This is a genomic window from Demequina globuliformis, assembly GCF_000975155.1.
Classification (GTDB): domain Bacteria; phylum Actinomycetota; class Actinomycetes; order Actinomycetales; family Demequinaceae; genus Demequina; species Demequina globuliformis.
On sequence record NZ_BBRG01000001.1, the window covers coordinates 311,241 to 333,476 of the forward strand.

Below are 22,236 nucleotides of genomic sequence, written 5' to 3' on the forward strand. Positions count from 1 at the left end.
CGACACGCCCGGGACACGAGGCATGTTGCTAGACAAGGGGGCCGCGCAGCGCCCCACCCTCGCTACACGCCGTCCGCCTTGCAATAGTGTGCGTCACACACTATTGTGGGAGGCATGCTCGAGCCCGACCTCGTCGCCCAGCACCGTCAGGAACTCCGGCGGGGAACCACCTCGCTTGCCTGCCTGGCGTTGCTCGCGCAGCAGCCCGACTACGGCTACAACCTCCTGTCCCGGCTCGCAGGCCTGGGCTTGGCGACGGAGGCCAACACGCTGTACCCACTCCTCCGCCGACTCGATAAGCAGGGCCTGCTGACCTTTGAGTGGGACACCTCAGACGCCCGCCCGCGCAAGGTCTACGCGACGTCTGCGGACGGCATCGCACTCGTCGACCTCCTGCGTACGGACTGGAACCTCCTCACCGACGCACTGAACCGCATGGAGAAGCCATGACACTCACTGAGCGATACATCGCCGCCGTCACCACCAAGGTCCCCGCGGGCCAGCGGGAGGAGGTCGCGTCAGATCTCCGCGAGGCCATCACGGACGCGATCGACGCGCGGCTCGATGCCCAGCCCACGACCCCGGCGAGCGCGATCGAGCGCGAGGTTCTCAACGATATGGGCGACCCAGAGCACCTAGCCGCGACCTACGCGGAACGTCCGCTGTTCCTCATTGGCCCCGCTTTGTTCCTCCAGTGGAAGCGGCTCACGGTCCTGCTGCTGTGGATTGTGCTGCCCATCATTGCGGTCTTGATCCCCATCGCGGGATACCTCGATGGGGACAGCTGGGGAGCGGTCGTGGGCCAAACGATCGGCGGCACCATCACGGTCGGGGTCCACCTGGTGTTCTGGGTGACGCTCGTGTTCGCAGTGCTCGAGCGCTCTGGGGTCACGGCACGCGATGTCTCGGAGCCGTGGTCCGTGGACAGTCTCAAGGAGACGCCGGATGCCACGGTCCCGGTCGGTGACACCATCGGCGCTGCGGCCACGCTGGTGGTGACGGCGGTGTTCCTCATCTGGCAGCAGGTGTATCCCTGGGCGAGCAACTCCGCTGGCGAGGGCCTCCCGCTTCTCAATCCTGAGCTATGGACTCTGCTGCTACCCGCACTCCTCGCGGTCATGGCGGTCGAGTTGGTTGTCCTCATCGCACGGCAGGTGCGGGGTTCCTGGACACGGGCCGATGCCTGGGTCACCGTGGCACTGAACGTCGCCTCCGTGACGTTGCTCGCCATTCCGGTCTGGCAGCACCAGCTACTGAACCGAGAGCTCTTCACGGAAATTGGGTGGCCCGACGCGGCGACGACGGTCACCCTTGATCAAGTCGAGTGGCTGACGCTTGTCGTCGTCGCAGTGATCGCGGCCGTGGACATCGTGAGCGCAGTTCGCAGGGCGCGCCGCGTCACTCCATCCCGCGGGTGACGCGGTTCCATGCGTTGATGACAGCGACCGTCTCGACGATGGCCCCCAGCTGCTTACGCGTGAAGAACTCCGCGGCCTCATCACGTGCGCGACGCTCCAGGCCCCTGGGTGGATCCGTAAGGATCTCCGCGAAACGCAACGCGGCCGCATCACCGTCAGACACCAGGTCTGCGCGCATGAGCATGACGGGTCGCGCTAGTGCAGAAATCAACTCGGGTGACGTGCCCAGGGCGGCTAGCTGTTCGGAGTGCATGCGGATGCAAAAGGTGCAGCCATTGATGTGAGAGACGCGCAACCGCAGCATCTCGCGCAGGCGCGGCTTAAGTTCGTCCCCCACGGACATGTCGAAATCCTCGAGGGCCTTCAAGAACTCTGGTCGCACCGCTGCCTGACTCACGGGCCGACCCTAGCAACGCTCACCGACACGCACCAGTACCCCATGCCAGCTGCTGTCCCGACGGATCACACACCAGGCGCAACGCGTCGACGCCGCCACAGCAAGGCAGCCACAAAGACGAGCCCGGCGAGCATGACCAACCCCTCGGGCCGCGCCGCGAACCACCACTCGTTCGTGACCGTGACGGCGCCGGACAGCAGGACGGGAAAGGCCACCGCATTCGCCACGCCGTGCATGATCACCGCGGGCCAGACCGTGCCCGACCGCTCCTGCATGGCGCCGTAGATAAAGGACATGGGCACCATCGCGAGTACAAACAGCGTGAGATAGGCACTGAGTGGCACTCCTGACTGCGAGCCGAAGACCACGACATACGGGATGTGCCACAGACCCCACACGGCTGCGACCATCAGGTGTCGCGCGGCGGCCGGCACACCCCGGGACGCGAGCCGCGGCTCCACGTACCCACGCCATCCGAACTCTTCGCACGCTGCGTAGACCAGCCTCAACACGAGTGCACCCGCGACGCCGGCGGCAAGCGTGCCCGCGGCACCCGGCGCGAAACTCACCCCGCCCAGCAGCCACCCCACGGCTAGCACGGCTGCCGTAAGCGCCGGAAAAAGCGCCACGGCCAACAGGTACCAGCGACCGTTGCCTCGAAAGCGGGGACGCAAGCCGGCATCGGCCCACCCGTCCCCGGCCCATGAGCGAAGGATCACCGCCATCAGCAGCGGACTGAGGATGAACAGCAAAGCTGCGGGCGACTGCTCTGGATCCCCGCCCCCAGCGGCGGCGCCGAACGCCCCCACCACGGACAACCCAAGGACCCCCACGGCAAACGCCACCAGGTTGCGCGTGCGCGCGGGCTCGACGCGTCTGGACGCGTGCGGGGCGCTGGAGGGTACGACGACGGAACGCGACATGACATATCTCCTTTGGTGCGCGGCGCGCCCGTGCGACGCCGTCAAGGCGACGCTATTGAGGGCACGGCGACCGAGGCATCGGCCCTCAGTACGGCTTGTGAGTGCCGGCGGAATGATTGAGATGCACGGGGCATCGGCCGCGCGGGCGATGCGCCGTGCGTGCGTGCCGCCTGGTTCTGGAACAATGACCCCATGACTGCACGCATCCCCGACAAGGCCACCGTCGACGGACTCGAGGACCGCTGGAACCAGACCTGGGAGGCCGACGGCGTCTACCGCTTCGACGCCTCCAAGTCCCGCGAAGAGATCTACTCGATCGACACTCCCCCGCCGACCGTGTCAGGTTCGCTGCACGTGGGCCACGTGTTCTCCTACACTCACACCGATGTCGTGGCGCGATTCCAGCGCATGTGCGGCCGCGAGGTCTTCTACCCCATGGGGTGGGACGACAACGGCCTGCCGACGGAACGCCGCGTGCAGAACTATTTTGGCGTCCGGTGTGACCCGTCCCTGCCGTATGAGGAGAACTTCGAGCCTCCGCACGTGGGCGGCGACGGCAAGTCGATCAAGGCGGCCGACCAGCAGCCCATCTCGCGCCGCAACTTCATCGAGCTGTGCGAGCGCCTGACCGCTGAGGACGAGCAACAGTTCGAGGCACTGTGGCGCCACCTCGGCCTCTCCGTGGACTGGTCGCGCACCTACCAGACCATCGCGCCCAGCTCGCAAGCGGTCGCGCAGCAGGCATTCATCCGTTCGCTCAAGCGCGGCGAGGCGTACCAGGCGGAGGCCCCGACCCTGTGGGACGTGACTTTCCGTACGGCAGTCGCTCAGGCCGAACTTGAAGACCGCGACCGCCCCGGCGCGTACCACCGCCTCGCATTCGAGCCCGCCGCGGACATGGAAGAGGCAACCGGCTCCTACGACTCGGTGTGGATCGAGACCACCCGCCCCGAGCTCCTGGCCGCATGTGTGGCCCTCGTCGCGCACCCTGACGACGAGCGCTACCAGCCCCTGTTCGGCACGCATGTGCGCACGCCGATCTTCGGCGTCGAGGTTCCCGTGGTTGCGCACCGTTTGGCCTCGCCAGACAAGGGCTCCGGCATCGCGATGATCTGCACGTTTGGTGACGTCACCGACGTGATCTGGCAGCGCGAACTCGACCTGCCGATCCGTTCGGTGTTGGGCCACGACGGCCGGATTCTGTCCGAGCCGCCCGCCGGAATCGACTCCGATGCCGCCCGCGCCGCCTACAACGAGCTCGCTGGACTCACCGTCTTCTCTGCGCAAAAGCGCATGGTCGAGATGCTGGTCGAGGCAGACGTGATGGACGGCGACCCCCGGGCCATCCAGCACCCCGTGAAGTTCTTCGAAAAGGGAGACAAGCCGCTCGAGATCGTCACGTCGCGCCAGTGGTACATCGCCAACGGTGGTCGCGATGCGTCGCTGCGTACCGCGCTGTTGGGCCGCGGCGAGGAGCTGGACTTCATCCCCTCGCACATGGGCAAGCGCTACGAGAACTGGGTCAACGGCCTCACGGGCGACTGGCTGATCTCACGCCAGCGCTTCTTTGGTGTGCCGATCCCCGTGTGGTACCCGCTCAACGACGCCGGTGAGATTGTCTGGGACTCCCCGATTGTCCCCGACGAGGACCAGCTTCCCGTCGACCCCTCCTCCGACGCAGCTCCCGGCTACACCGCCGAGCAGCGCGATGTCCCCGGCGGCTTCACCGGTGAGAAGGACATCATGGACACCTGGGCGACGTCGTCGCTGACGCCCCAGATTGTGTGTGGATGGCGCGACGACCCCGAGCTGTACGCCAAGACCTTCCCCATGGATCTACGCCCCCAGGGCCAGGACATCATCCGCACCTGGCTGTTCTCAACGGTTGTGCGCTCGCACCTTGAGCACCACGAACTGCCGTGGAAGCACGCCGCGATCTCTGGCTGGATCCTGGACCCCGACCGCAAGAAGATGTCGAAGTCCAAGGGCAATGTCGTGACGCCCATGGGGCTGCTGGAGTCGCACGGGTCAGATGCCGTTCGGTACTGGGCGGCCTCGGCTCGCCTGGGTACGGACGCGGCCTTTGACGAGGGGCAGATGAAGATTGGTCGCCGCCTCGCGAACAAGGTGCTGAATGCCTCGAAGTTCGTCTTGGGCGCGACTGGCATTGCGACTGTCGCCAACTCCTCGCTCGACGAGGGTGTGGCGGCTACCGCGCACGTGACCGCCGGAGTGGTCAACGGAGCATCGATGGGGCTCAGCGGCGGCGCGGCAGGCGATGCGCACCCTGCCGCCCTCGACGGCACCGGCTCACTGGTCACTGACCCGCTCGACCGTGCTCTGCTGGCGGCGCTCGCCGACGTCGTGGACACCGCGACGACGGCGTTTAGCGCCTACGACCACACGCGCGCGTTGGAGCGTGCGGAGACGCTGTTCTGGACGTTCTGCGACGACTACGTGGAGCTCGTGAAGGCACGTGCCTACGACGGTGCAGCGCCTGGAGCGGACATTGACCCGCTCGCGCCGTGCTCGCCTGGAGCGGCGTCCGCGCGTGCCACGTTGGTGATCGCGCTGGAGACGTTCCTGCGTTTGTTTGCGCCGTTCCTGCCGTTTGCGACGGAGGAGGTGTGGTCGTGGTTCCGTCCGGGTACTGTGCACCGCGCATCCTGGCCGACCTCGGAGCCGCTCCGCGCGGTCGTGGGTGACGGGGCCGATGCCTCGTTGGTGGCGACGGCGGGCGAGGCCCTCGCCACGATCCGCAAGCTCAAGTCGGAGGCGAAGGTCTCTCAGCGTACGGAGCTCACGTCGGTTGACCTGCTGGTGCCGGAGTCGAAGGTGGCGGCTGTTCACGCCGCGAAGGCGGACCTTATGGCTGCCGGCCGGGTCCAGTCGTTGCAGGTCGTGGACGCCGTGGCGGCCCTCGACGAGGGCGTGGATGGCGATGGGCCCGAGGATGGCTCAGGCTCCCCCGTCGCGGACACGACCGTGATGCGCACCGAGAACGCGGTCTTCGCGGACGCCTAGCCCGCCCCTCCCCCTTCTCCCCTGGCCGAACATACTCGGCGGGGATACGCAGCTGCGAGCGCCCTCGCCGTCATTTTTCGACGGCGAGGGCGCCGCCGCGTGAGCGCTGTGCGATGACCGCTCGGAGCACCTCACGGCACCAGTTGGGCCGCTCGGTGACATCCCAGTATGAGAAGCGCACAGTTACTACTCCCTGCGCAAGTAAGGCCGCGTCGCGATTGAGGTCGCGCTGCCAGTGTCCCTGCGTGGCGTGGAACGCAGCGCCGTCGAGTTCGACCGCGATCCTGAGTTCCGGGTGATAGAGGTCAAGCCGGTACCGCCGGCCCCCGGCGACAATGTCGAACTGCCTCACCAGCGCAGCGAACTCCGGGAGGTTAAGCACGTCATGCTTGGCGTCGTACTCCAGCGATGACTCCACGCCGTCCTCGGCGTCCTCGAGGTACTGCTTGAGGATGGGCCGGTCCTTCACGCGTGGCATCACGGCCAAGGCGCGGCGCACGCCCTCGACTCTGATGCTCCCCTGCGCCAGCGCGGCGTAGAAGGTTCCCGCTCGGATGCCATGATCCAACCGGCCAAAGCACTGGGCGAGCGCCATGCACGGCTCCACGATTTCCCAACTGTCAACGAAGTCAACCCGCGGCGCGTAGCTGGCATAGGTCACCCGTAGCCAGCGCGGGGCGTGCGCGATGCGCTGGTGCCGCGGCACTACCACCGTGAGGATGTGGGGCGGTTCGGAAAGCACGCCCGCGATGAACAGCGCGGTCTCCCCTGCGAGCGTGCCGCGCGTCCCTAGCCACCGGGACACGGCATCCGCCCTGGTCCAGTAGCTGCGGGCGGCGCTCGTGTGGGCATACAACCCTGGCACGACCCTCACTATCTGTCCGGACTGTAGCGCTTGGCGAGCCGCGAAGTCAGACGCGATCGCGGAAAGCTCATCCCACGTGAACGCGCGCCACGTCGCGGCAAGCACCTCGGGCAAGTCACGCGGCGAGGAGCACCTGGGCATGCTGTGGAGTCTCTTCACCCTGCCACTGTGCGACGTCAACTCTCGAGAAGACGGGCCGATGCTCGCCACAGTGGATAACTGCGGTCACCGTGGCGGGTGGGGACAGGAGAGCCGCGCTGCTATCCACAGATACGCGCTTGCCGTAGAAAACGTACGCGCTTGGTCCCTAGCGTCATCGCCATGATCACTCCCAAGACAATCATCACCGTGGCCAGCGTGGCGGCCGCGGCACTGACTCTCACCGCATGTGGGGTTGCTTCACCACAGGCGTCGGACCCGGCGGAACCACAGGCGATACGTTCCTCGGCAGTCGACGAGCCCTCGTCGCTTCCCACACAGGCGGCCCCATCGGCCTCAACCTCCCCCAGCACGGCGGGTGAGGCTGACACTGACGCCCCGGAAGATCCCGCGACCAGCACGGACGACGGTGTGCGGGTCACGTCCGGCACGCTCACCCAGGACGAGATTCTCCGTCAACTTCCTGCCGACACGCTCGACCAGACGCCGGAGGCCGCAGCCAAGCTCTTGGGTTTCTACCTCAACCTCGAGTACGCCATGCATGCCGACCCCTACGACACCCGCCTCTTCACAGCCTTGTCGCTGAACGATTGCGCGTACTGCAGGGACGCGCTCGCGCAGGTGGCGGTCAGCGCATACTCGTCGGTCACCTACACGACGGACGGGTGCCAGTGGGAAGACGTGGCTCCCGGGACCGAAGAGGGCTACATGTTCATCGAGAGCGACGGCTCGTGGCTCATTTCGCAAGTGTGTGATGGCACGACAGTCGCCGTCTCCCGGCCCGGAGTCAGTGACGCTGAGACCGCCGTGGCGCCGGCGTGCGCCACGGGCCGGGTGGGGTGGAACGGCACCAACTGGATGATCGGAGACGTCGCGATGGGAGGGTTCTCGGACTGCCCGTGGATCACCGAGGAATGATCCGGCGGGGGCGCCGTGAATGTTCGGCGGCCCGCGTCGCGTTACCGTTTCCCCGCCGCTTTTGTTCGGCCAGGGGAAGGGGAACTCGCAAAGGTAGAAGGGGTTACGCGGCGCCCTCTTGCTCCTCGAGGTGTGGGTGGAAGGCCGGGAGGACGCGGTCCAGCACGACTTCACGAGTCACGACGACACGCGCCACGTCGGAACGCCCGGGGACGTCGAACATGGTCTCCTGGAGCACTTCCTCCATGATGGCGCGCAGACCGCGCGCACCGGTGCCGCGGCCAAGGGCCTGTTCGGCGATCGCCTCGATTGCTTCACGGTCGAACTCCAGTTGCACGCCGTCCAGCTCGAACATCCGCTGGTACTGCTTCACGAGGGCGTTCTTGGGCTCGGTGAGGATTGAGACCATGGCGTCAACGTCCAACGGCGAAACCGTGGCGATCACTGGGAGTCGACCAATGAACTCCGGGATCAGCCCAAACTTGTGCAGATCCGTAGGCGTCACCTGCGTGAAGAGGTCAGAGTTGTCGGCCTCCTTCAGCTGTGCTCCGAAGCCGATTCCCTTGCGACCCACCCTCGACGAGATGATCTCCTCGAGTCCGGCGAACGCGCCACCCAAGATGAACAGGACATTCGTGGTGTCGATCTGAATGAACTCTTGGTGGGGGTGCTTGCGCCCACCCTGCGGAGGCACGGATGCCTGGGAGCCTTCGATGATCTTCAACAGTGCCTGCTGCACGCCCTCACCGGACACGTCGCGTGTGATCGAGGGGTTCTCGGCCTTGCGAGCGACCTTGTCGATCTCATCGATGTAGATGATGCCGCGCTGAGCCTTCTCAACGTCGTAGTCGGCCGCCTGGAGCAGCTTGAGGAGGATGTTCTCGACATCTTCGCCCACGTAGCCAGCCTCGGTGAGCGCGGTGGCGTCGGCGATCGCGAACGGCACGTTCAGCATGCGCGCGAGAGTCTGCGCGAGGTACGTCTTACCGGTTCCCGTGGGACCAATGAACAGCACGTTGGACTTAGCGATGTCCACGTTGTCCTCGCCAGCCTTGACGGCCGCCTCACCTGCACGCACGCGCTTGTAGTGGTTGTACACGGCGACTGAGAGAGCGCGCTTTGCACCCTCCTGCCCCACGATGTACTGCTCCAGGAAATCGAAGATCTCGCGAGGCTTGGGCAGCTCAGTCAGCTCGGCCTCGGCTGCCTCCGCAAACTCCTCTTCAATGATCTCGTTGCAGAGTTCAATGCACTCGTCGCAGATGTACACGCCGGGGCCTGCAATCAGCTTGCGGACCTGCTTCTGCGTCTTGCCGCAGAACGAGCACTTCAGCAGGTCTCCGCTGTCGGCCGGTCGGGTCATCGGGGTCTCCTCTCACGGTCTCGGGCGCCATCAACCTCGAGCCGTCTTGACTCAGGCTACCTAGCCCCTGTGACACGTGCCGGGCGACGCGCCGCCAGGGCGCACCCCACAGCGCGTGCCGGGTGGGCATCGGCCCCCTGAACGACAACGGCGGCCGCTCCCCCTTCGGGCAGCGGCCGCCGTCAACGGTCTTTCGCGGGCCTTACTCGGCCTGCTTGAGAGCGCGGTCCTCGGGCGAGGTGGTGTCGACGCCCTTGCGCGACTCCAGCACCTGGTCCACCAGTCCGTACTCCTTGGATTCCTGAGCCGACAGGAAGCGGTCGCGCTCGATGTCTTCGCGCACCTTCTCTTCCGTTTGACCAGTGTGCTTCGCGAGCGTGTACTCGAGCCACTCACGCATCCGGATCATCTCTTCTGCGTAAATCTCGATGTCCGAAGCCTGCGCACGTGCGCCGCCCTCAATACGCGGCTGGTGAATCATCACACGCGCGTTGGGCAGTGCCAGGCGCTTGCCGGGCGAACCAGCCGCGAGCAGCACCGCGGCAGCCGAGGCCGCCTGGCCCAGGCACACGGTCTGCACCTCTGGCTTGATGTACTGCATGGTGTCGTAGATCGCGGTCAGCGCGGTCTGCGAACCACCAGGCGAGTTGATGTACAGCGTGATGTCACGGTCGGGGTCCTGGGACTCGAGCACGAGCAGCTGCGCCATGACGTCGTCCGCGGAGGCGTCGTCGATCTGCACGCCGAGGAAGATGATGCGGTCCTCGAAGAGCTTCGCGTACGGGTCCTGACGCTTGAAGCCGTAGGCCGTGCGCTCCTCGAAGGACGGCAGGATGTAGCGCGAACTGGGGCCTGCGGGGGCTGCACCACCGAAGCCTGCCGTGCGGCCCGCTGCGTAAAGTGCCTGCTGAATCTCGCTCATGCCTTGCCTCCCTGCGACGCGTCGCCGGCCTCGGCCGCGTGGGTGATGACCTTGTCGACAAAGCCGTACTCGAGCGCCTCTGGGGCGGTGAACCAGCGGTCGCGGTCTGCGTCCTTGTTAATCTGCTCGGGCGTCTTGCCCGTCTGCTCCGCGGTCAGGGCGGCGAGCGTCTTCTTCATGTGCATGATGAGCTCGGCGTTGATGCGGATATCCGTCGTGGTGCCGTAGATGCCGCCGGAGGGCTGGTGCATCATCACGCGGGCGTGGGGCGTCGCGAAACGCTTGCCCTTGGCGCCCGAGGACAGCAGGAACTGTCCCATCGACGCGGCCATACCCATCGCAACAGTGGCGACGTCTGGCTTGATGTACTGCATGGTGTCGTAGATCGCCATGCCAGCCGTGATGGAGCCACCAGGCGAGTTGATGTACAGATAAATGTCCTTGTCCGGGTCTTCCGCGGCAAGCAGCATCATCTGGGCGCAGATAGCGTTCGCGTTGTCGTCGCGCACCTCGTCGCCGAGCCAAATGATCCGCTCACGCAGTAGTCGGTTGAAGATCGAGTCGTTCAGCGCCATTCCAGCGCCGTCACCTCGAGCCGTGATCTCGTTCACGTGTGTCCTCCTGTTTGAACGTCTTGCTTGACCCTAACGCGCAGCACCCACGCTCTATTGCCGTTTACCCCCTTGTTTCGCTACTGGGAGAACGCTCCGCGGTGCCCATGGCCGGAGCCTCCGTCAGTACCTGTGTCCGACGTTTGCCTCGACCGTCCGGAACAACGCGCGAGGGACGCGCGCCGCACTAGGAGTTGCGCTCGGGGGTCTCAGGATCGGTCAGCGTCTCTGCGGCTTCCGCGGCACGCGCGTCGAGAGTGCTTCTCTCTTCTTCCGAGAGCTCGGCCCGCTCCTTCTCGTACTGCTTGAACTTTGTCATCGCGAGCACGGTGAAGTGGGACGACGACAGCTGTTCACGCGCCGACCGCTTGCCGGAAAGAACATCGTCGTAAAGCCGCTCGTCTGACTCCGGCGTCGCGTGCCGTGGCCTCGACCGCCATCGAAAAGCCATCAAGGGCGTCGTACACGTGCCGTAGCGCACTATCGATTCCTGAGCGCATCTGTTCCGCTTGCTCGGCGAACTGAAAGAAGATCCATCCCTCTTGTGGCTCTCCAACGGTCCACCTATTGAGGTAGCGCTGAGCCTCGTCCACCGTGCCCGCAAACCCGGCACCATACCTCCCGGTAGCCTCGGATAGTTGTTCGAGAGTCCCTTGCCCCACCTTTATTCTCATATCGCCGGAGTTTGCACAGATTGGTTGCACCTGCATGTTCGAAGTTCGAGTTGGCTTTTTCCTAGTTTTCTTGGCATTGCTCAGCTTCCTTGGACTGGCGAACGGGGAAGCAACCATTGGGACGTATGTAGGAGTGGGGGCGCTCTGGTGCATATCTGGAGCGGCGCTGTGGAAGGCTTCAGCCCCAACACGACGCGGGTACGACGCTAGCCTCTTGGACGCGCGCGACAGGGGCGACGACGCATTCGTCGCCGCGGCTCGAGGTCAGCAGCGCGGCCGGATTTGGGCGTTCCTGTGGGCGCTCACGTGCGGCGTTGCGGCTGCGGCTGCACTTGCAATAGCTCTCATTGCTAATGGTTACCCCGGATAACGGAAGACGTCCACACAGATTGGTTGCACCCGCATGCTCCATGGAGACCGTGCATGCCCAATCGACAGCAAGCACACCGGTCGAACAGGCCTCCTGCTATCTTCGAGGCCGGAAGTAGGAACGATGTCATTCACACCCGAGAGGGCGCCTTCCCGTGCTGTTTTGAAGTTTTAGACTTATTGGCCCAGTGGTGTTTACGACCCTGTTCTGCTTCGCAGGCTTCGGCAACCTGGTCTCCGATTCGGCGCCAGTGTGGGCCTATGTAGCGGTCACGGCCCTGTGGCTCATCGCTATTGTGTCTCTTTGGCGCGCATCGTTGCCCGCCCGTCAGGGCCGTAATCGCCAAATGCGCGAGGCACTCAAGATAGGTGGCCAAACCGCTCTCGACGAACTCGCACATCAGCGGTCCCTCCGCACACAAACACTGGGATGGGTGCTGGCATGGGCATGCTCCGCCGTCGCAGCGATTGTGATCGCGTTCGTCGCGATTGGCCTCACTTAGTGTCGAATAGCCACGCGGGTGTCTCGAGCCCCTCGACCCAGAACGCAAGAACGACCCCCGTCACACAAGAAACGGCGTGCTCTTGCGAGACACCGGGTCGTCAGGCCCATCGTCATCGTCGCCTTCCTCGCTGTGGTGAGTGACACGTTGCAGTTCTATGGCCCAGCGCAAGGGTCGGAGTTCGCCCGCGGCCACAGCCGGTGAGACGCGACACAGCTCTGAGCGCCCGAGTCCTGCTCGACCCGGCCCGCTCCCGCTAGGGTGGCGCCATCGCCATGGCACCCAGCCCCGGCATCGGCCCTGAGGAATACCCGTGGCGCAACCACCACCGCAACAGCCCCAGCAGCCATACCCACCCGCACCATACGGCCAGCCCCAGCAATACCCCTACGGCTATCCCCCGGCGCCTCAGCCGCGCGCGCAGGACAAGACCTGGATGAACATCACGGCCTTCGTCACTGCGCTGTGCGGCATCTCGATCGCGGGGATTGTCTTTGGCCACCTGGGGCTTGGGGCTGCGAAGCGCGGCGAGGCGGATCAGCGCGGGTTGGGGCTCGCCGGTCTCATCATCGGCTACGTCCAGGTAGGCCTCGTCCTCGCCGCGATCGCGTTCTACGTAATCTTCTTCATTGTGTTCATTGGCGCGTTTGCGTGGGCTGACTCCGGCGGCAGCCTGTAGACCCGCGGCATGCGAAGGGCCCCGTCACCAGTGTGGTGACGGGGCCCTTCGCGTAGCCGAGGGGGGCTTACTCGCCCTTGTCCTCCGAGGACTCCTCGTCGGCCTTCTTCTCGTCTTCCAGCGAGCCGATGACCTCAGACAGGTCAACGACGTTGCCGGCAGTGTCCTTGATGGTCGCGCGGCGCAGGGCGAAGGCGGTGGCCTTCGAGCGTGCAACCTCAGAGACGATCGCGGGGATCTGGCCGCCCTGCTCCACCTGCTGGATGAAGGTCTGGGGGTCCATGTTGTACTGACGCGAGGCGTTGATCAGGTACTCGAGGAGTTCGTTCTGCTCGACCTCGATCTCGAGGTCATCGGCGAGCTGGTCCAGCAGGATCTGCGCGCGCAGGGCCTTCTGAGCCTCCTCGGTGACCTCAGCGCGGTGCTCGTCATCCTCGAGGCGGTTCTCGTTCTCGAGGTGCGAGTGCACCTCACCCTCGATGACCTTCTTGGGCAGCTCGAAGTCGGTCGCCTCCTTGAGGGCGTCCAGCAGCTTTTCGCGGGCCTCGATGGCCTGGTTGTTCGCCTTGATGCGGGCGGCCTGGGCGCGCAGGTCGTCCTTCAGCTCGTCGACGGTGTCGAACTCAGAGGCGAGCTGTGCGAAGTCGTCGTCCACCTCGGGGAGCTCGCGCTCCTTGACGGCGGTGACCTTCACGGTGATCTGAGCGGTCTGGCCAGCGTTGTCGCCGGCGGCCAGAGGTGCCTCGAAGGTGGTCTCCTCGTCAGCGGACAGGCCGATGAGCGCGTCATCGAGGCCCTCGAGCATGTTGCCCGATCCCACCTGGTACGACGTGCCCTGCACGTTGTCGACGTCCGCACCGTCCAGCTTCGCGGCGAGGTCGATGGTCGTGTAGTCGCCGTCGGCCACGGGGCGGTCGACAGTCTTGAGCGAGCCAAAACGCTCACGCAGGTTGGTCAGGCGCTCCTCGACGTCCTCGTCAGAAACCTCGACGGGCTCGACCTCGACGGTGATGTCGGAGGCGGCGGGCAGCGTCACCTCGGGGCGGATCTCCACCTGAGCGGTGAACTCGAGACCCTCGAAGCCCTCTTCGGAGCCGGGGATCTTGACGACCTCGACCTCGGGCTGGCCGAACGGGCGGATGCCCTGCTCGTTCACAGCCTCGGAGTACCAGCCGGGCAGACCGTCGTTGACGGCGTGCTCGATGACGGCGCCCTTACCGACGCGCTGCTCGAGGATGCGCGGGGGCACCTTGCCCTTGCGGAAACCGGGGATCTGGACCTGCTCGCCGATGTGCTTGTAGGCGTGGTCCATCGAGGGCTTGAGGTCTTCCTCGGTGAGGGTGACCGTGAGCTTGACGGTCGTGGCGTCGATCTTCTCGAGGGCGCTGGTCACTGATGTGCTCCTGAATATTGGGATTGGGTCATGCCCGCATGCGGGCACGCCGCTAGTTAAGGCAACCCCACGAGTCTAGTCGGAGCGGCCCCTCACGCCCAATCGCGTTCGCTCTGGGCCAAGGCTCGGGTGGCTGCGGCCGGCGGGAGGGGCCGATGCTTGGGCGGGGGGAGGCTGTCGTCGAGGGACGATGGCGCGGCTGGGTGACGCTTGGCGCTCGGCCGCCGCCGGGGGCGATTGGGCCGCAGGCAGGACCGACTTCCTGTTAACGTTAACGCTAGGGACGATAGACGGCGCCCCCGCAGCGACGCGGGCGGCGCCAAGAAGAGAAGTGGAGCACCGGTGACGGACGCGAAGACGCCTGCAGCCACCTTAATTAGCGAAGGCCGCACCTCCCTTGGAATCGAGCTGGGGTCAACGAACATCAAGGCCTGTCTCATTGGCCCCGACCACGAGGTGCTGGCCACCGGCTCACACGCCTGGGAGAACCAGTTCGTTGACCGCCTGTGGACGTACTCCGAGGACGCGATCTGGGAGGGACTGCAAGGCGCGATCGCCGCATTGCGGGCAGCAGTCGAGGACGCGCACGGCGTCACGCTGGCCTCGGTGGGCTCGCTGGGGGTGTCCGCGATGATGCACGGCTACTTGGCATTCGACGCCTCCGGCACACTCTTGGTCCCCTTCCGAACCTGGCGCAACACGAACACTGGCCCCGCGGCCGTGCACCTGACCTCAGAACTGGGTTTCAACTTCCCGCTGCGCTGGTCCGCCTCGCACCTGTACCAAGCGGTCATCGACGACGAGCCCCACCTCGCTGACGTAGCTTTCGTCACGACCCTGGCGGGCTACGTGCATTGGAAGCTCACCGGGCGCAAGGTGCTGGGCGTCGGCGACGCCTCCGGCATGTTTCCGATCGATCCGGCTACGCGCGACTACGACGCGGACATGCTCCGGCGCTTCCAATCTCTGATCGACGCGCGCCGCACTAGCCTCGACGTCGCGGCCCTGCTGCCGAGCGTGCTCCTGGCTGGCCAGCAGGCCGGGGAGCTCACGGCCGACGGTGCCGCACTCCTGGACCCCTCGGGCACACTCCAGCCCGGCGCTCCCCTGTGCCCGCCAGAAGGCGACGCTGGCACCGGCATGGTCGCGACCAACGCGGTCGCGCCGCGCACCGGCAACATCTCCGCGGGGACGTCGATCTTCGCGATGGTGGTGCTGGACAAGCCCCTCGACGCGGTGCACGAGGAACTCGATATCGTGACCACTCCCGCAGGCGACCTGGTCGCGATGGTCCACTGCAACAACGGGGCGTCGGAGCTCGGTAGTTGGGCGTCTGTGTTCACCGAGTTCGCGGCGGCTGTGGGCGGCTCATCCGACCCCGATGCCGTGTTTGGCGCGCTCTACGACGCCGCACTCGCGGGCGAGCCAGATGGCGGGGGCTTGCTCGCGTACAACTACTTGTCGGGCGAGCCCATCACGGGGCTCGAGGAGGGGCGCCCCCTGGTGGTCCGGACGCCGGGAAGCCGCCTCACGCTCGCGAACTTTATGCGCACGCAGGTGTACGCAGCGTTTGGCACCCTCTCCCTTGGCATGAAGGTCCTCCGCCGTGAAGGCGTCACGCTCGATGCGATGTTCGCACACGGCGGGATGTTCCGTACCGCGGGCGTGGCGCAGCGCTTGCTTGCTGCGGCAATCAACGCGCCCGTGACGGTCGGCGACACGGCCAGCGAGGGCGGCGCTTGGGGTATCGCGGTCTTGGCCGCCCACCTGCGCTCAGGAGACGGTGCGCCGTTGGAGACGTACCTGGCGGACACGGTCTTTGCTGGGGCCGATGTCGTGGTGGCCACCCCGGACGCTGCGGACGTCGAGGGGTACGAGCGTTGGCTGGGCACGTACGAGGCTGGTCTTGAGATCGAGGCCGCGGCGGTGCGTGCGATCCGGTAGAGCGATCTGGTAGTGCGATCCCCTCGCGCTTGGCGTGCATGCGCCGTAGGGTCGAACGTATGGCTGATACACACAATGGCGTGAGTGTCCTCTCCCCCGAGGTCCGCACCGCCACCCCCGAAGACGCTCCGACCCTGGCGCGGCTACTGGTCGAATTCAACCACGAGTTCGACGCCCAGGTGGATGACATCCGGGAAGTCGAGGGCCGGCTCAGCCGACTCCTCGCCCGGCGCGATTTCTTCGCCGTGCTCGCTGGCGATCCCGCCATCGCGTTCGCCACCGTGGCGCTGCGCGCCACCGCGTACAACGACAGCGCAGTGGCAGCCCTCGAAGACCTCTACGTGGCGCCTCAGTGGCGCGGCATGGGAGTGGGGAGCACCCTGATGGAAGCACTAGGAGAGCGTGCCCGCGAGCGCGGCATCCTCGCTGCGGAGGTCTTTGTCGACGAGCCCGACGCGGGCGCACTGCGCTTCTACCAGCGGCACGGGTTTGTGCACCGCGACCCCAGCACGGGAGACCGCGCGTTCTACCTCCACCACGACCTCGACTCTGGGACGCGCCTGCCACACCCGGAGCGCCAGTTCGAACGGTCTGCCGCTCGCTCCTAGGCGGGCGCGTCCTTGTACATCGTTGAGGTCGTGTACTTGAGTGTGAATCCAAGACGGTCGTAGAGGCGGGTCGCACCTGTGAGCGACTCCGAGTCCACGTCGAGTTCAATGACCTCGTACCCGCCCGACTCGGCACCCGCCTGAATGGTCGCTGCCAGTACTGCGGCTCCCAGTCCTTGCCCGCGCGAGCCGGGGACCGTCCCCACCAAGTTCACGTACAGCTCGCGCGGCACCCACTCAGCGCTCAGCGCATAGGAGAGGACCTCGCCGTGGGGCCCGACTGCGATCGTCGAGACGTCCGGCCTGGAACTCGCAGCTGTCCATCGCTCGAGCCACGTCTGCGCGCTTGGGGGCAGACTGCCCCAATGGTCGGCGAAAGCCGAGCAGTGAGCAGTATGGACGGCAGCCACGTCGTCTGCCGTGGGGCGCCGCAGCGTCACTCCAGCGGGCACGTCCACGGTGAGTGAAGCATCGTCCCTCGTCAAAGGGCGGGCCAGCGCGTTGAAGTACCGCACCGTCTCGTACCCGCGGGCGCGCAGCATCGACTCAGCGGTGGAACCCACGCGTCCGGGGTCGGAGCGGAAGAATGCCGGCGCGTCCGGGTGACGTTCGCTGGCCGCTGCTGTGCCGCGGGCCTCCATGCGATCCATCAGTTCGCGTCCGATTCCCTGCCCGCGCCAGTCGGCATGCACGCCGCCGCCCAGCACGCACCGGGCGCGCCCGCGTTCATCCAGTGATTCGGAGATCCAGACCTGCCCGTAGGCGACGAGAGCACTTCCCGCCCACACCGCGAAGGTGTCGCGAGTGGGGTCAACGTCGTGGGCCTCGAGCTCCTCCTTGAGGTCCGCCGCCGAGTAAAACTCGTCGTTGCGGTCCACGGTCGCGAGGTGGGTGGTGAGCCGCTCCCACACCTCGACGTCGCCTACGGTCAGCGCGCTCCAGCGCAACGATGCATCCACCGGGAAATCCTAACGCGGCGCCAAGGGCGGCGGCCGCCGCCGGCAGTTGCAGTCAGCTCACAAGGGGCCACGCGCGAGCGGTGGCCTCGCTCACGTCGCTTGCCCTGATGCGCTGCCAATTGAGACCGCCTCGCGCGAACGTCGCGAGCACCGCAGCGGGCACGTCGCGGCCTCCCAGGGGGCGCGACCCCCATGTGCACGCGCGGACGTGGACCAGGTCGGCCGCGAGCGCAGCGGGACTCCCGTCGTAGCGCCACGGTCCGGCGAGGCGTCCCACCCAGTAGGCCTCGTCCTCGTCGCGGGTCCAGACCCAGGACCCATCCGAAGCCCCCGCGAAGCGCAGGACACGCCGCGCCACCCGCTCGCCGTACTCCGTGTCGAGCCGGGCAACGGCTCCATCGGCGGACTCTGGCGGCGTCGCGAGCGCACCGCCCATGCCGCACAGTCCCTGGTCCAGGGCGCGATGCACGCCCGCGAAGGCAGGAACATGCACGTCCCGTGAGCGCTGGGGCGCGCGATAGACGGCGGGCAGGGTCCTGTCAGTCATGCCATGGGAACGACCACGTGGGCACGCATCTTCCGAAGGCGGTGTCGCGGACCGTGTCAGTCGGTGGGGCGTGGCCGGCGCTCAGGGCGAGGAGGCACGGGCTTGGCGGCGACGATGCTGTCGACGGGGATGCGGACAACGCCTCGCACCCCATCCACGACGAGCGTGTGGTCGTCAGCGCTCAGGAGTTCGCCCAGGGCGTCCGTCGCCTCTCCGGTGGGGATCAGGTAGCGCACGACCACTCGCGCACCAGGCGCGGGGAGACGGATGAGGCCCTGATAGTCACTGTGCTCAGGCATCTGCCCATCCTCCCAGGTTTACCCCGGACCGCCCTCGGGGCGCCCGCCGCCTGTCCGCTACTAGGCTTTCACCGTGACCACACCCCACCCGCGCATCGTCCTGCCTCGCCCTGGCGCCCTGCCGCGCGGCGCCGTGGCGTCGCCGGGTGCAGTCGGAAGCGTGATGCGGTGAGCGCGGTGCTCGACTCGCTGCGGCGCTGGCCCGATGTCGAGGCCCCTGGCCTGGTCGCCGTCGACGCGGCGGATCGGCTGATCCTGGACGAATCCGCATCGTTGCGCACCTCCGCCCAGCCAGGGAAGGTGGTGGTCATCAACGACTCCTATGGCGCGCTGACACTCGGCGCGGCAGCTGACGGCGCGAGTGAGATCCGCGCGCATCTCGATGCCCTCACGGGCGAGCGTGCGCTTGAGGCCAACGCGGCACGGGTGGACCTCACCGGACACTTCCGCCCGCTCCCCCTTAACGCAGAGCTCGTGAGGGACGCGCGGGTGGTCCTGCTCCGACTTCCCCGATCCCTCGACGCGCTGCGCGACATTGCCGGGCTGATCGCCGCACATGCGGATCCCAGCGTGGTCGTCGTCGCGGGCGGCCGCCTCAAGCACATGTCCGTATCGATGAACCCGGTGCTGTCCGCACACTTCGAGCAGCTTGACGTCAGTCACGCCCGGCAGAAGTCGCGGGTGCTGATTGCCCGCGGGCCGCGCGAGGGTCGCGACCCCGTGCCTTCGGCCGCAAAGGTGGACGGCCTCCACGTGCGCGCGTACGGCGGGGTCTTCGCGGGCGCCAGCCTCGACATCGGCACGCGGCTGCTGCTGGAGAATCTCCCCGCCGCTCCCGCGGGCGGGACGCCGAGCGACCCTTACGTTGATCTAGCGTGCGGCACGGGGTTTATTGGCGCATGGATGGCGACTCACTACCCCGGCGCGTACGTCCACGCGTGCGATCAGTCCGCAGTTGCTGTGGCGTCTGCGCTGGCAACGATGCAGGCGAACGGTGTCGAGGACCGCGTGACGGTCGTGCGCGACGACATGCTTGGCACCCGGCCCGCCGCAAGCGCGTCGTTCATCACCTTGAACCCGCCGTTTCACTCGGCCGCTGCCGTGACGGACAGCATTGCGCCACGCATGTTCGCCGATGCGGCACGGGCCCTGCGCCCAGGCGGTGAGTTGTGGTGCGTGTGGAACTCCGGACTCAAGTACCGGCCACTGCTGGAGCGGACCATCGGCCCCACTCGCCAGGTCGCCCGGAACGCCAAGTTCACCGTCACCGTGTCGACGCACAGGTGACCTCACGGCGGCTCCGGGGCCACCATGAAGAAGGCCCCGGAGCCACGTGCGTTCGTGCGAGTCGTGAGCGACAGCGGGCACTTGACCCACGGTCCCCACGACTGGCCCGGACCCACTGGACGCGACCCCCATGGGTGCACTCCGGACCGGTGCAGGCCACAGGTCGTGAAAGACATCCACGCCGAAGGCCCACCCCGGACGACGGACGAGCCGACGTGCGCGGAAAGTCAGTCAGTGACGGTTTCGGCTTTCTTCTTCGATTTGCGGTTCCCGTCGAGGTCGTAGCGGAATGCCACGAACAGCACCAAGATCAAGGAAAGGTACATCGCGAGTTGACCGATAGTGGCACCCAGTCCAGCAACGGTCATCACCGTAGGGGCCTCTCCAGTGGCTTTGTTGACGAGGCTGCCCCAGTCCCAAAGCGCGTGCATCAGCATCGGCACCACGAGCGTGCCGGTCACGCGCCGCGAAATATAGAACGTCGACCCTGCCAGGAACGCCGCGAGGATCTGGAAACCAGTCGAGCTCACCGGCGCGCCGAACGCGATGTTGATGACGTGCAAAAGGCCGAACATGAGGCACGTGATGAACCAGGAGGCAATTTCCCCGACCGTGCCACGCGCACCTGTGAGCAGGATTCCGCGGGAGACAAGCTCCTCAGAAAAACCCACAAGGAGAACTCCGGCGCCGATCGTGAGAATGTGCGTCAACTCGAGTGCACCAAAGTCCGCGCCACCGAGGCTCATGGCCCCGCCCACGGTGAACAGGATCGGCACGATCAGCAACCACTTGGGAAGGTTGCGGGTCTTCTCACGCAATGCCGGCGCCCACCAACCGAGCAGAGACGTCGCGACCACAAGGAATGCGGCTCCAACAGCAACGGGGATGACGATCCCTTCGAGAGCATTCTGCTGCGTATCCTGCACTGCTTCGTAGTCGGTATCCATGACGGTCCACATGACGAACATCACCGCGACATAGCCGAGGAACACCGCCAGACCCATCCACAGGTTCGGGCTGACTCGAACCCTACTTGTGCTTGTCTTGTCGGTCGCCATCACAGTTCCTCCTCGGTGCGACAGAGCCGCGTAATTAGGTTTGCCCTTGAGAATGTACTGACTGAGAACCTATTTGTCACGGAGGCTTGCGGGATGCGTCGCACGGCGATGCCGTCTCATCACCCCGTTACGACGCCAGATGGCTAGGCGCGAGTCAGGCACTCGCGGCCACGGTAGCTGTGAGGAGTCTCGTGAACTGGCGGTGCAGGGCGGGGGTGATGTCTTCCAACGCATCGCGGACTGCGGTCGCAGCAGCGATGCCTTCGGCCGTGGCGACGATATGGATGGCACGCCGGTCAGCGTCGATTCCCCTCACCCTCTGCGCAAGCCCCTGGCTTTCGAGCGTGTCGATCATGTAGGTCGCGCCAGCGGGCGAGATGCCGAGGTCTGATACGAGGGTTGACGGCCGGCAGGCGTCGTGGGAGGTGATGACGAGCAACGCAATGATGCGTCGGCCCCCAATTCTCTCCGCACGCGCATTGCCCAGTCGCGAGGCGATCGCCTCCGACAGCTGTTGTCCGGTGCGGGCGACTTCGGCGGCAAGTTCCCAGGCAAGCGGCACTAAGGATGCTGCCGCCCCACTACTCCGACCCGGCGCGGCTCCGACCGCCGTCAGACGGACGATTTCCTCGGCAAGGCTTGCAGACGTCGCAAAGAACCGCTCAAGCCCATTCGCCGCCCGGTCGGCAGCCTCGCGACCGGCATCAGTGAGCAAGTACTCGCGTTTCCTGCGGTCGACCGTGGAGCGCTGCGCAGCTACGAGCCCACGCGCGGTGAGGTCGCGCAGAAACCTCAACACTTGGCCTCGCTCGAGGCCCGAGAGTTCAGACAGTGCCACGACAGTTGCGCGGGGCTGCGTCGCCAACGTCGCAATCACAAGAAGCTGCTCGTCGCTGATGTAGTCAGTGCCGAACGCGCTGTCAATCACCCCAGTGAACTCATTAGCGTACGCGGCCATTCGGTCTACGAGTCGCCAAGAGGCGGCCCGCTCGGCTGGCTTGGATGCATTCACCTGAGTATGGTACGGCGACAGTCGTGACGGTTGCTCTGCGTCGCTCGGACTGCGCCGGCACTCACTCCCGGGCCCCTCCCGAGGGGGAGCCTCTGTCAACGATGCCCCGGGACATCTGTAAACGATGTCCCGACACATCACAAGAGTCGGGGTGACAGGATTTGAACCTGCGACCCTCTGTTCCCAAAACAGATGCGCTACCAAGCTGCGCTACACCCCGGGCCGCCCGCATCGCGGGCGACCTAACTGTAGTACGACTTCAGGTGCTCGCACGACCGCAACCCGAGCATCGGCCCTCCATGAG

Annotated in this window: 22 protein-coding genes and 1 tRNA gene; 9 read left to right on the forward strand and 14 right to left on the reverse strand. The window is 66.1% G+C overall.

The window, feature by feature from the left end:
* The first annotated feature begins 114 nt into the window (after window positions 1-114).
* Together AOP75_RS01360 and AOP75_RS01365 are read left to right on the forward strand one after the other, a co-directional pair.
* Entirely contained in the window at window positions 115-450 is a 336-nt protein-coding gene (locus tag AOP75_RS01360) for a PadR family transcriptional regulator (RefSeq protein WP_062076587.1), read from the forward strand.
* Window positions 447-1,418 carry an HAAS signaling domain-containing protein gene (locus AOP75_RS01365; protein WP_062076588.1) on the forward strand — a complete coding sequence of 324 codons (972 nt, stop codon included), beginning with the start codon at window positions 447-449 and terminating at the stop codon, window positions 1,416-1,418. Before AOP75_RS01360 ends, AOP75_RS01365 begins: the two co-directional genes overlap by 4 nt.
* On the opposite strand, the gene AOP75_RS01370 is transcribed toward AOP75_RS01365, so the two are convergent.
* Both AOP75_RS01370 and AOP75_RS01375 read right to left on the reverse strand, forming a co-directional pair.
* On the reverse strand, window positions 1,399-1,815 hold the full coding sequence (locus AOP75_RS01370; protein ID WP_062076589.1) for a carboxymuconolactone decarboxylase family protein: 417 nt from the start codon (window positions 1,813-1,815) through the stop codon (window positions 1,399-1,401). The genes AOP75_RS01365 and AOP75_RS01370 overlap by 20 nt on opposite strands.
* 65 nt (window positions 1,816-1,880) lie before the next feature.
* Complete coding sequence (locus AOP75_RS01375; RefSeq protein ID WP_062076590.1) at window positions 1,881-2,738, reverse strand: CPBP family intramembrane glutamic endopeptidase; 858 nt, start codon at window positions 2,736-2,738, stop codon at window positions 1,881-1,883.
* A 192-nt stretch (window positions 2,739-2,930) separates the two neighbouring features.
* Here AOP75_RS01375 and valS point away from each other — a divergent pair, with 192 nt between their 5' ends.
* The gene (gene valS, locus AOP75_RS01380) at window positions 2,931-5,762 is read left to right on the forward strand and encodes a valine--tRNA ligase (protein ID WP_083966606.1); all 2,832 of its coding nucleotides are present in this window, start codon (window positions 2,931-2,933) and stop codon (window positions 5,760-5,762) included.
* 70 nt (window positions 5,763-5,832) lie between these two features.
* Here valS and AOP75_RS01385 read toward each other — a convergent pair whose 3' ends face one another.
* Complete coding sequence (locus tag AOP75_RS01385; protein ID WP_083966607.1) at window positions 5,833-6,768, reverse strand: DUF559 domain-containing protein; 936 nt, start codon at window positions 6,766-6,768, stop codon at window positions 5,833-5,835.
* 180 nt (window positions 6,769-6,948) lie between these two features.
* On the opposite strand from AOP75_RS01385, the gene AOP75_RS01390 reads away from it, so the two are divergent.
* On the forward strand, window positions 6,949-7,704 hold the full coding sequence (locus AOP75_RS01390; RefSeq protein ID WP_062076592.1) for a hypothetical protein: 756 nt from the start codon (window positions 6,949-6,951) through the stop codon (window positions 7,702-7,704).
* A gap of 103 nt (window positions 7,705-7,807) precedes the next feature.
* On the opposite strand, the gene clpX is transcribed toward AOP75_RS01390, so the two are convergent.
* From clpX to AOP75_RS12920, 4 genes are all read right to left on the reverse strand, one after another.
* Window positions 7,808-9,067 carry an ATP-dependent Clp protease ATP-binding subunit ClpX gene (gene clpX, locus AOP75_RS01395; protein ID WP_062076593.1) on the reverse strand — a complete coding sequence of 420 codons (1,260 nt, stop codon included), beginning with the start codon at window positions 9,065-9,067 and terminating at the stop codon, window positions 7,808-7,810.
* A gap of 202 nt (window positions 9,068-9,269) precedes the next feature.
* Complete coding sequence (locus tag AOP75_RS01400; RefSeq protein ID WP_062076594.1) at window positions 9,270-9,989, reverse strand: ATP-dependent Clp protease proteolytic subunit; 720 nt, start codon at window positions 9,987-9,989, stop codon at window positions 9,270-9,272.
* On the reverse strand, window positions 9,986-10,564 hold the full coding sequence (locus AOP75_RS01405; protein WP_062078283.1) for an ATP-dependent Clp protease proteolytic subunit: 579 nt from the start codon (window positions 10,562-10,564) through the stop codon (window positions 9,986-9,988). The genes AOP75_RS01400 and AOP75_RS01405 overlap by 4 nt, the downstream gene beginning before the upstream one ends.
* A 223-nt stretch (window positions 10,565-10,787) precedes the next feature.
* Entirely contained in the window at window positions 10,788-10,919 is a 132-nt protein-coding gene (locus AOP75_RS12920; protein WP_269078800.1) for a hypothetical protein, read from the reverse strand.
* Between the two features lie 912 nt (window positions 10,920-11,831).
* Here AOP75_RS12920 and AOP75_RS01415 point away from each other — a divergent pair.
* Window positions 11,832-12,146, forward strand: coding sequence for a hypothetical protein (locus tag AOP75_RS01415; protein WP_062076596.1), 315 nt, complete (start codon window positions 11,832-11,834; stop codon window positions 12,144-12,146).
* Between the two features lie 313 nt (window positions 12,147-12,459).
* Window positions 12,460-12,825, forward strand: a complete 366-nt coding sequence (locus tag AOP75_RS01420) for a DUF4190 domain-containing protein (RefSeq protein WP_152649907.1) — start codon at window positions 12,460-12,462, stop codon at window positions 12,823-12,825.
* 67 nt (window positions 12,826-12,892) lie between these two features.
* On the opposite strand, the gene tig is transcribed toward AOP75_RS01420, so the two are convergent.
* Window positions 12,893-14,218 carry a trigger factor gene (gene tig / locus AOP75_RS01425; RefSeq protein ID WP_062076598.1) on the reverse strand — a complete coding sequence of 442 codons (1,326 nt, stop codon included), beginning with the start codon at window positions 14,216-14,218 and terminating at the stop codon, window positions 12,893-12,895.
* Between the two features lie 342 nt (window positions 14,219-14,560).
* On the opposite strand from tig, the gene AOP75_RS01430 reads away from it, so the two are divergent.
* The gene (locus AOP75_RS01430) at window positions 14,561-16,162 is read left to right on the forward strand and encodes a xylulokinase (RefSeq protein WP_062076599.1); all 1,602 of its coding nucleotides are present in this window, start codon (window positions 14,561-14,563) and stop codon (window positions 16,160-16,162) included.
* Window positions 16,163-16,221: 59 nt separating this feature from the next.
* Window positions 16,222-16,770 (forward strand): GNAT family N-acetyltransferase, encoded by a 549-nt coding sequence (locus tag AOP75_RS01435; protein WP_062076600.1) that lies wholly within the window; start codon window positions 16,222-16,224, stop codon window positions 16,768-16,770.
* Here AOP75_RS01435 and AOP75_RS01440 read toward each other — a convergent pair.
* Genes AOP75_RS01440 through AOP75_RS13005 form a run of 3 tightly spaced genes read right to left on the reverse strand, consistent with a single transcriptional unit; the run spans window position 16,767 to window position 18,575 of the window.
* Window positions 16,767-17,729, reverse strand: a complete 963-nt coding sequence (locus AOP75_RS01440; protein WP_062076601.1) for a GNAT family N-acetyltransferase — start codon at window positions 17,727-17,729, stop codon at window positions 16,767-16,769. The genes AOP75_RS01435 and AOP75_RS01440 overlap by 4 nt on opposite strands.
* Window positions 17,730-17,781: 52 nt before the next feature.
* Window positions 17,782-18,276, reverse strand: coding sequence for a hypothetical protein (locus tag AOP75_RS01445; protein WP_062076602.1), 495 nt, complete (start codon window positions 18,274-18,276; stop codon window positions 17,782-17,784).
* A gap of 56 nt (window positions 18,277-18,332) precedes the next feature.
* Window positions 18,333-18,575, reverse strand: coding sequence for a putative acetyltransferase (locus AOP75_RS13005; RefSeq protein WP_062076603.1), 243 nt, complete (start codon window positions 18,573-18,575; stop codon window positions 18,333-18,335).
* 168 nt (window positions 18,576-18,743) lie between these two features.
* On the opposite strand from AOP75_RS13005, the gene AOP75_RS01455 reads away from it, so the two are divergent.
* Window positions 18,744-19,862, forward strand: coding sequence for a class I SAM-dependent methyltransferase (locus AOP75_RS01455; RefSeq protein ID WP_062076604.1), 1,119 nt, complete (start codon window positions 18,744-18,746; stop codon window positions 19,860-19,862).
* 227 nt (window positions 19,863-20,089) lie between these two features.
* On the opposite strand, the gene AOP75_RS01460 is transcribed toward AOP75_RS01455, so the two are convergent.
* The 3 genes from AOP75_RS01460 to AOP75_RS01470 all read right to left on the reverse strand — a co-directional run bounded on the left by AOP75_RS01460 (window position 20,090) and on the right by AOP75_RS01470 (window position 22,152).
* Window positions 20,090-20,920: a CPBP family intramembrane glutamic endopeptidase gene (locus AOP75_RS01460; RefSeq protein ID WP_062076605.1), complete on the reverse strand. Its 831-nt coding sequence runs from the start codon at window positions 20,918-20,920 to the stop codon at window positions 20,090-20,092.
* A gap of 154 nt (window positions 20,921-21,074) precedes the next feature.
* On the reverse strand, window positions 21,075-21,932 hold the full coding sequence (locus AOP75_RS01465) for a MarR family winged helix-turn-helix transcriptional regulator (protein WP_161794518.1): 858 nt from the start codon (window positions 21,930-21,932) through the stop codon (window positions 21,075-21,077).
* A 146-nt stretch (window positions 21,933-22,078) separates the two neighbouring features.
* Window positions 22,079-22,152 (reverse strand) — tRNA-Pro (locus AOP75_RS01470).
* Between the last annotated feature and the right edge of the window lie 84 nt (window positions 22,153-22,236).

Bases quoted from the DNA above. Each gene is read 5' to 3' on its own strand.
- AOP75_RS01360 (WP_062076587.1), top strand. From the start codon at position 115: ATGCTCGAGCCCGACCTCGTCGCCCAGCACCGTCAGGAACTCCGGCGG.
- AOP75_RS01365 (WP_062076588.1), top strand. From the start codon at position 447: ATGACACTCACTGAGCGATACATCGCCGCCGTCACCACCAAGGTCCCC.
- AOP75_RS01375 (WP_062076590.1), bottom strand. From the start codon at position 2,738: ATGTCGCGTTCCGTCGTCGTACCCTCCAGCGCCCCGCACGCGTCCAGA.
- valS (WP_083966606.1), top strand. From the start codon at position 2,931: ATGACTGCACGCATCCCCGACAAGGCCACCGTCGACGGACTCGAGGAC.
- AOP75_RS01385 (WP_083966607.1), bottom strand. From the start codon at position 6,768: ATGCCCAGGTGCTCCTCGCCGCGTGACTTGCCCGAGGTGCTTGCCGCG.
- AOP75_RS01390 (WP_062076592.1), top strand. From the start codon at position 6,949: ATGATCACTCCCAAGACAATCATCACCGTGGCCAGCGTGGCGGCCGCG.
- clpX (WP_062076593.1), bottom strand. From the start codon at position 9,067: ATGACCCGACCGGCCGACAGCGGAGACCTGCTGAAGTGCTCGTTCTGC.
- AOP75_RS01400 (WP_062076594.1), bottom strand. From the start codon at position 9,989: ATGAGCGAGATTCAGCAGGCACTTTACGCAGCGGGCCGCACGGCAGGC.
- AOP75_RS01405 (WP_062078283.1), bottom strand. From the start codon at position 10,564: ATGGCGCTGAACGACTCGATCTTCAACCGACTACTGCGTGAGCGGATC.
- AOP75_RS12920 (WP_269078800.1), bottom strand. From the start codon at position 10,919: ATGACAAAGTTCAAGCAGTACGAGAAGGAGCGGGCCGAGCTCTCGGAA.
- AOP75_RS01435 (WP_062076600.1), top strand. From the start codon at position 16,222: ATGGCTGATACACACAATGGCGTGAGTGTCCTCTCCCCCGAGGTCCGC.
- AOP75_RS01445 (WP_062076602.1), bottom strand. From the start codon at position 18,276: ATGACTGACAGGACCCTGCCCGCCGTCTATCGCGCGCCCCAGCGCTCA.
- AOP75_RS13005 (WP_062076603.1), bottom strand. From the start codon at position 18,575: ATGCCTGAGCACAGTGACTATCAGGGCCTCATCCGTCTCCCCGCGCCT.
- AOP75_RS01460 (WP_062076605.1), bottom strand. From the start codon at position 20,920: ATGGCGACCGACAAGACAAGCACAAGTAGGGTTCGAGTCAGCCCGAAC.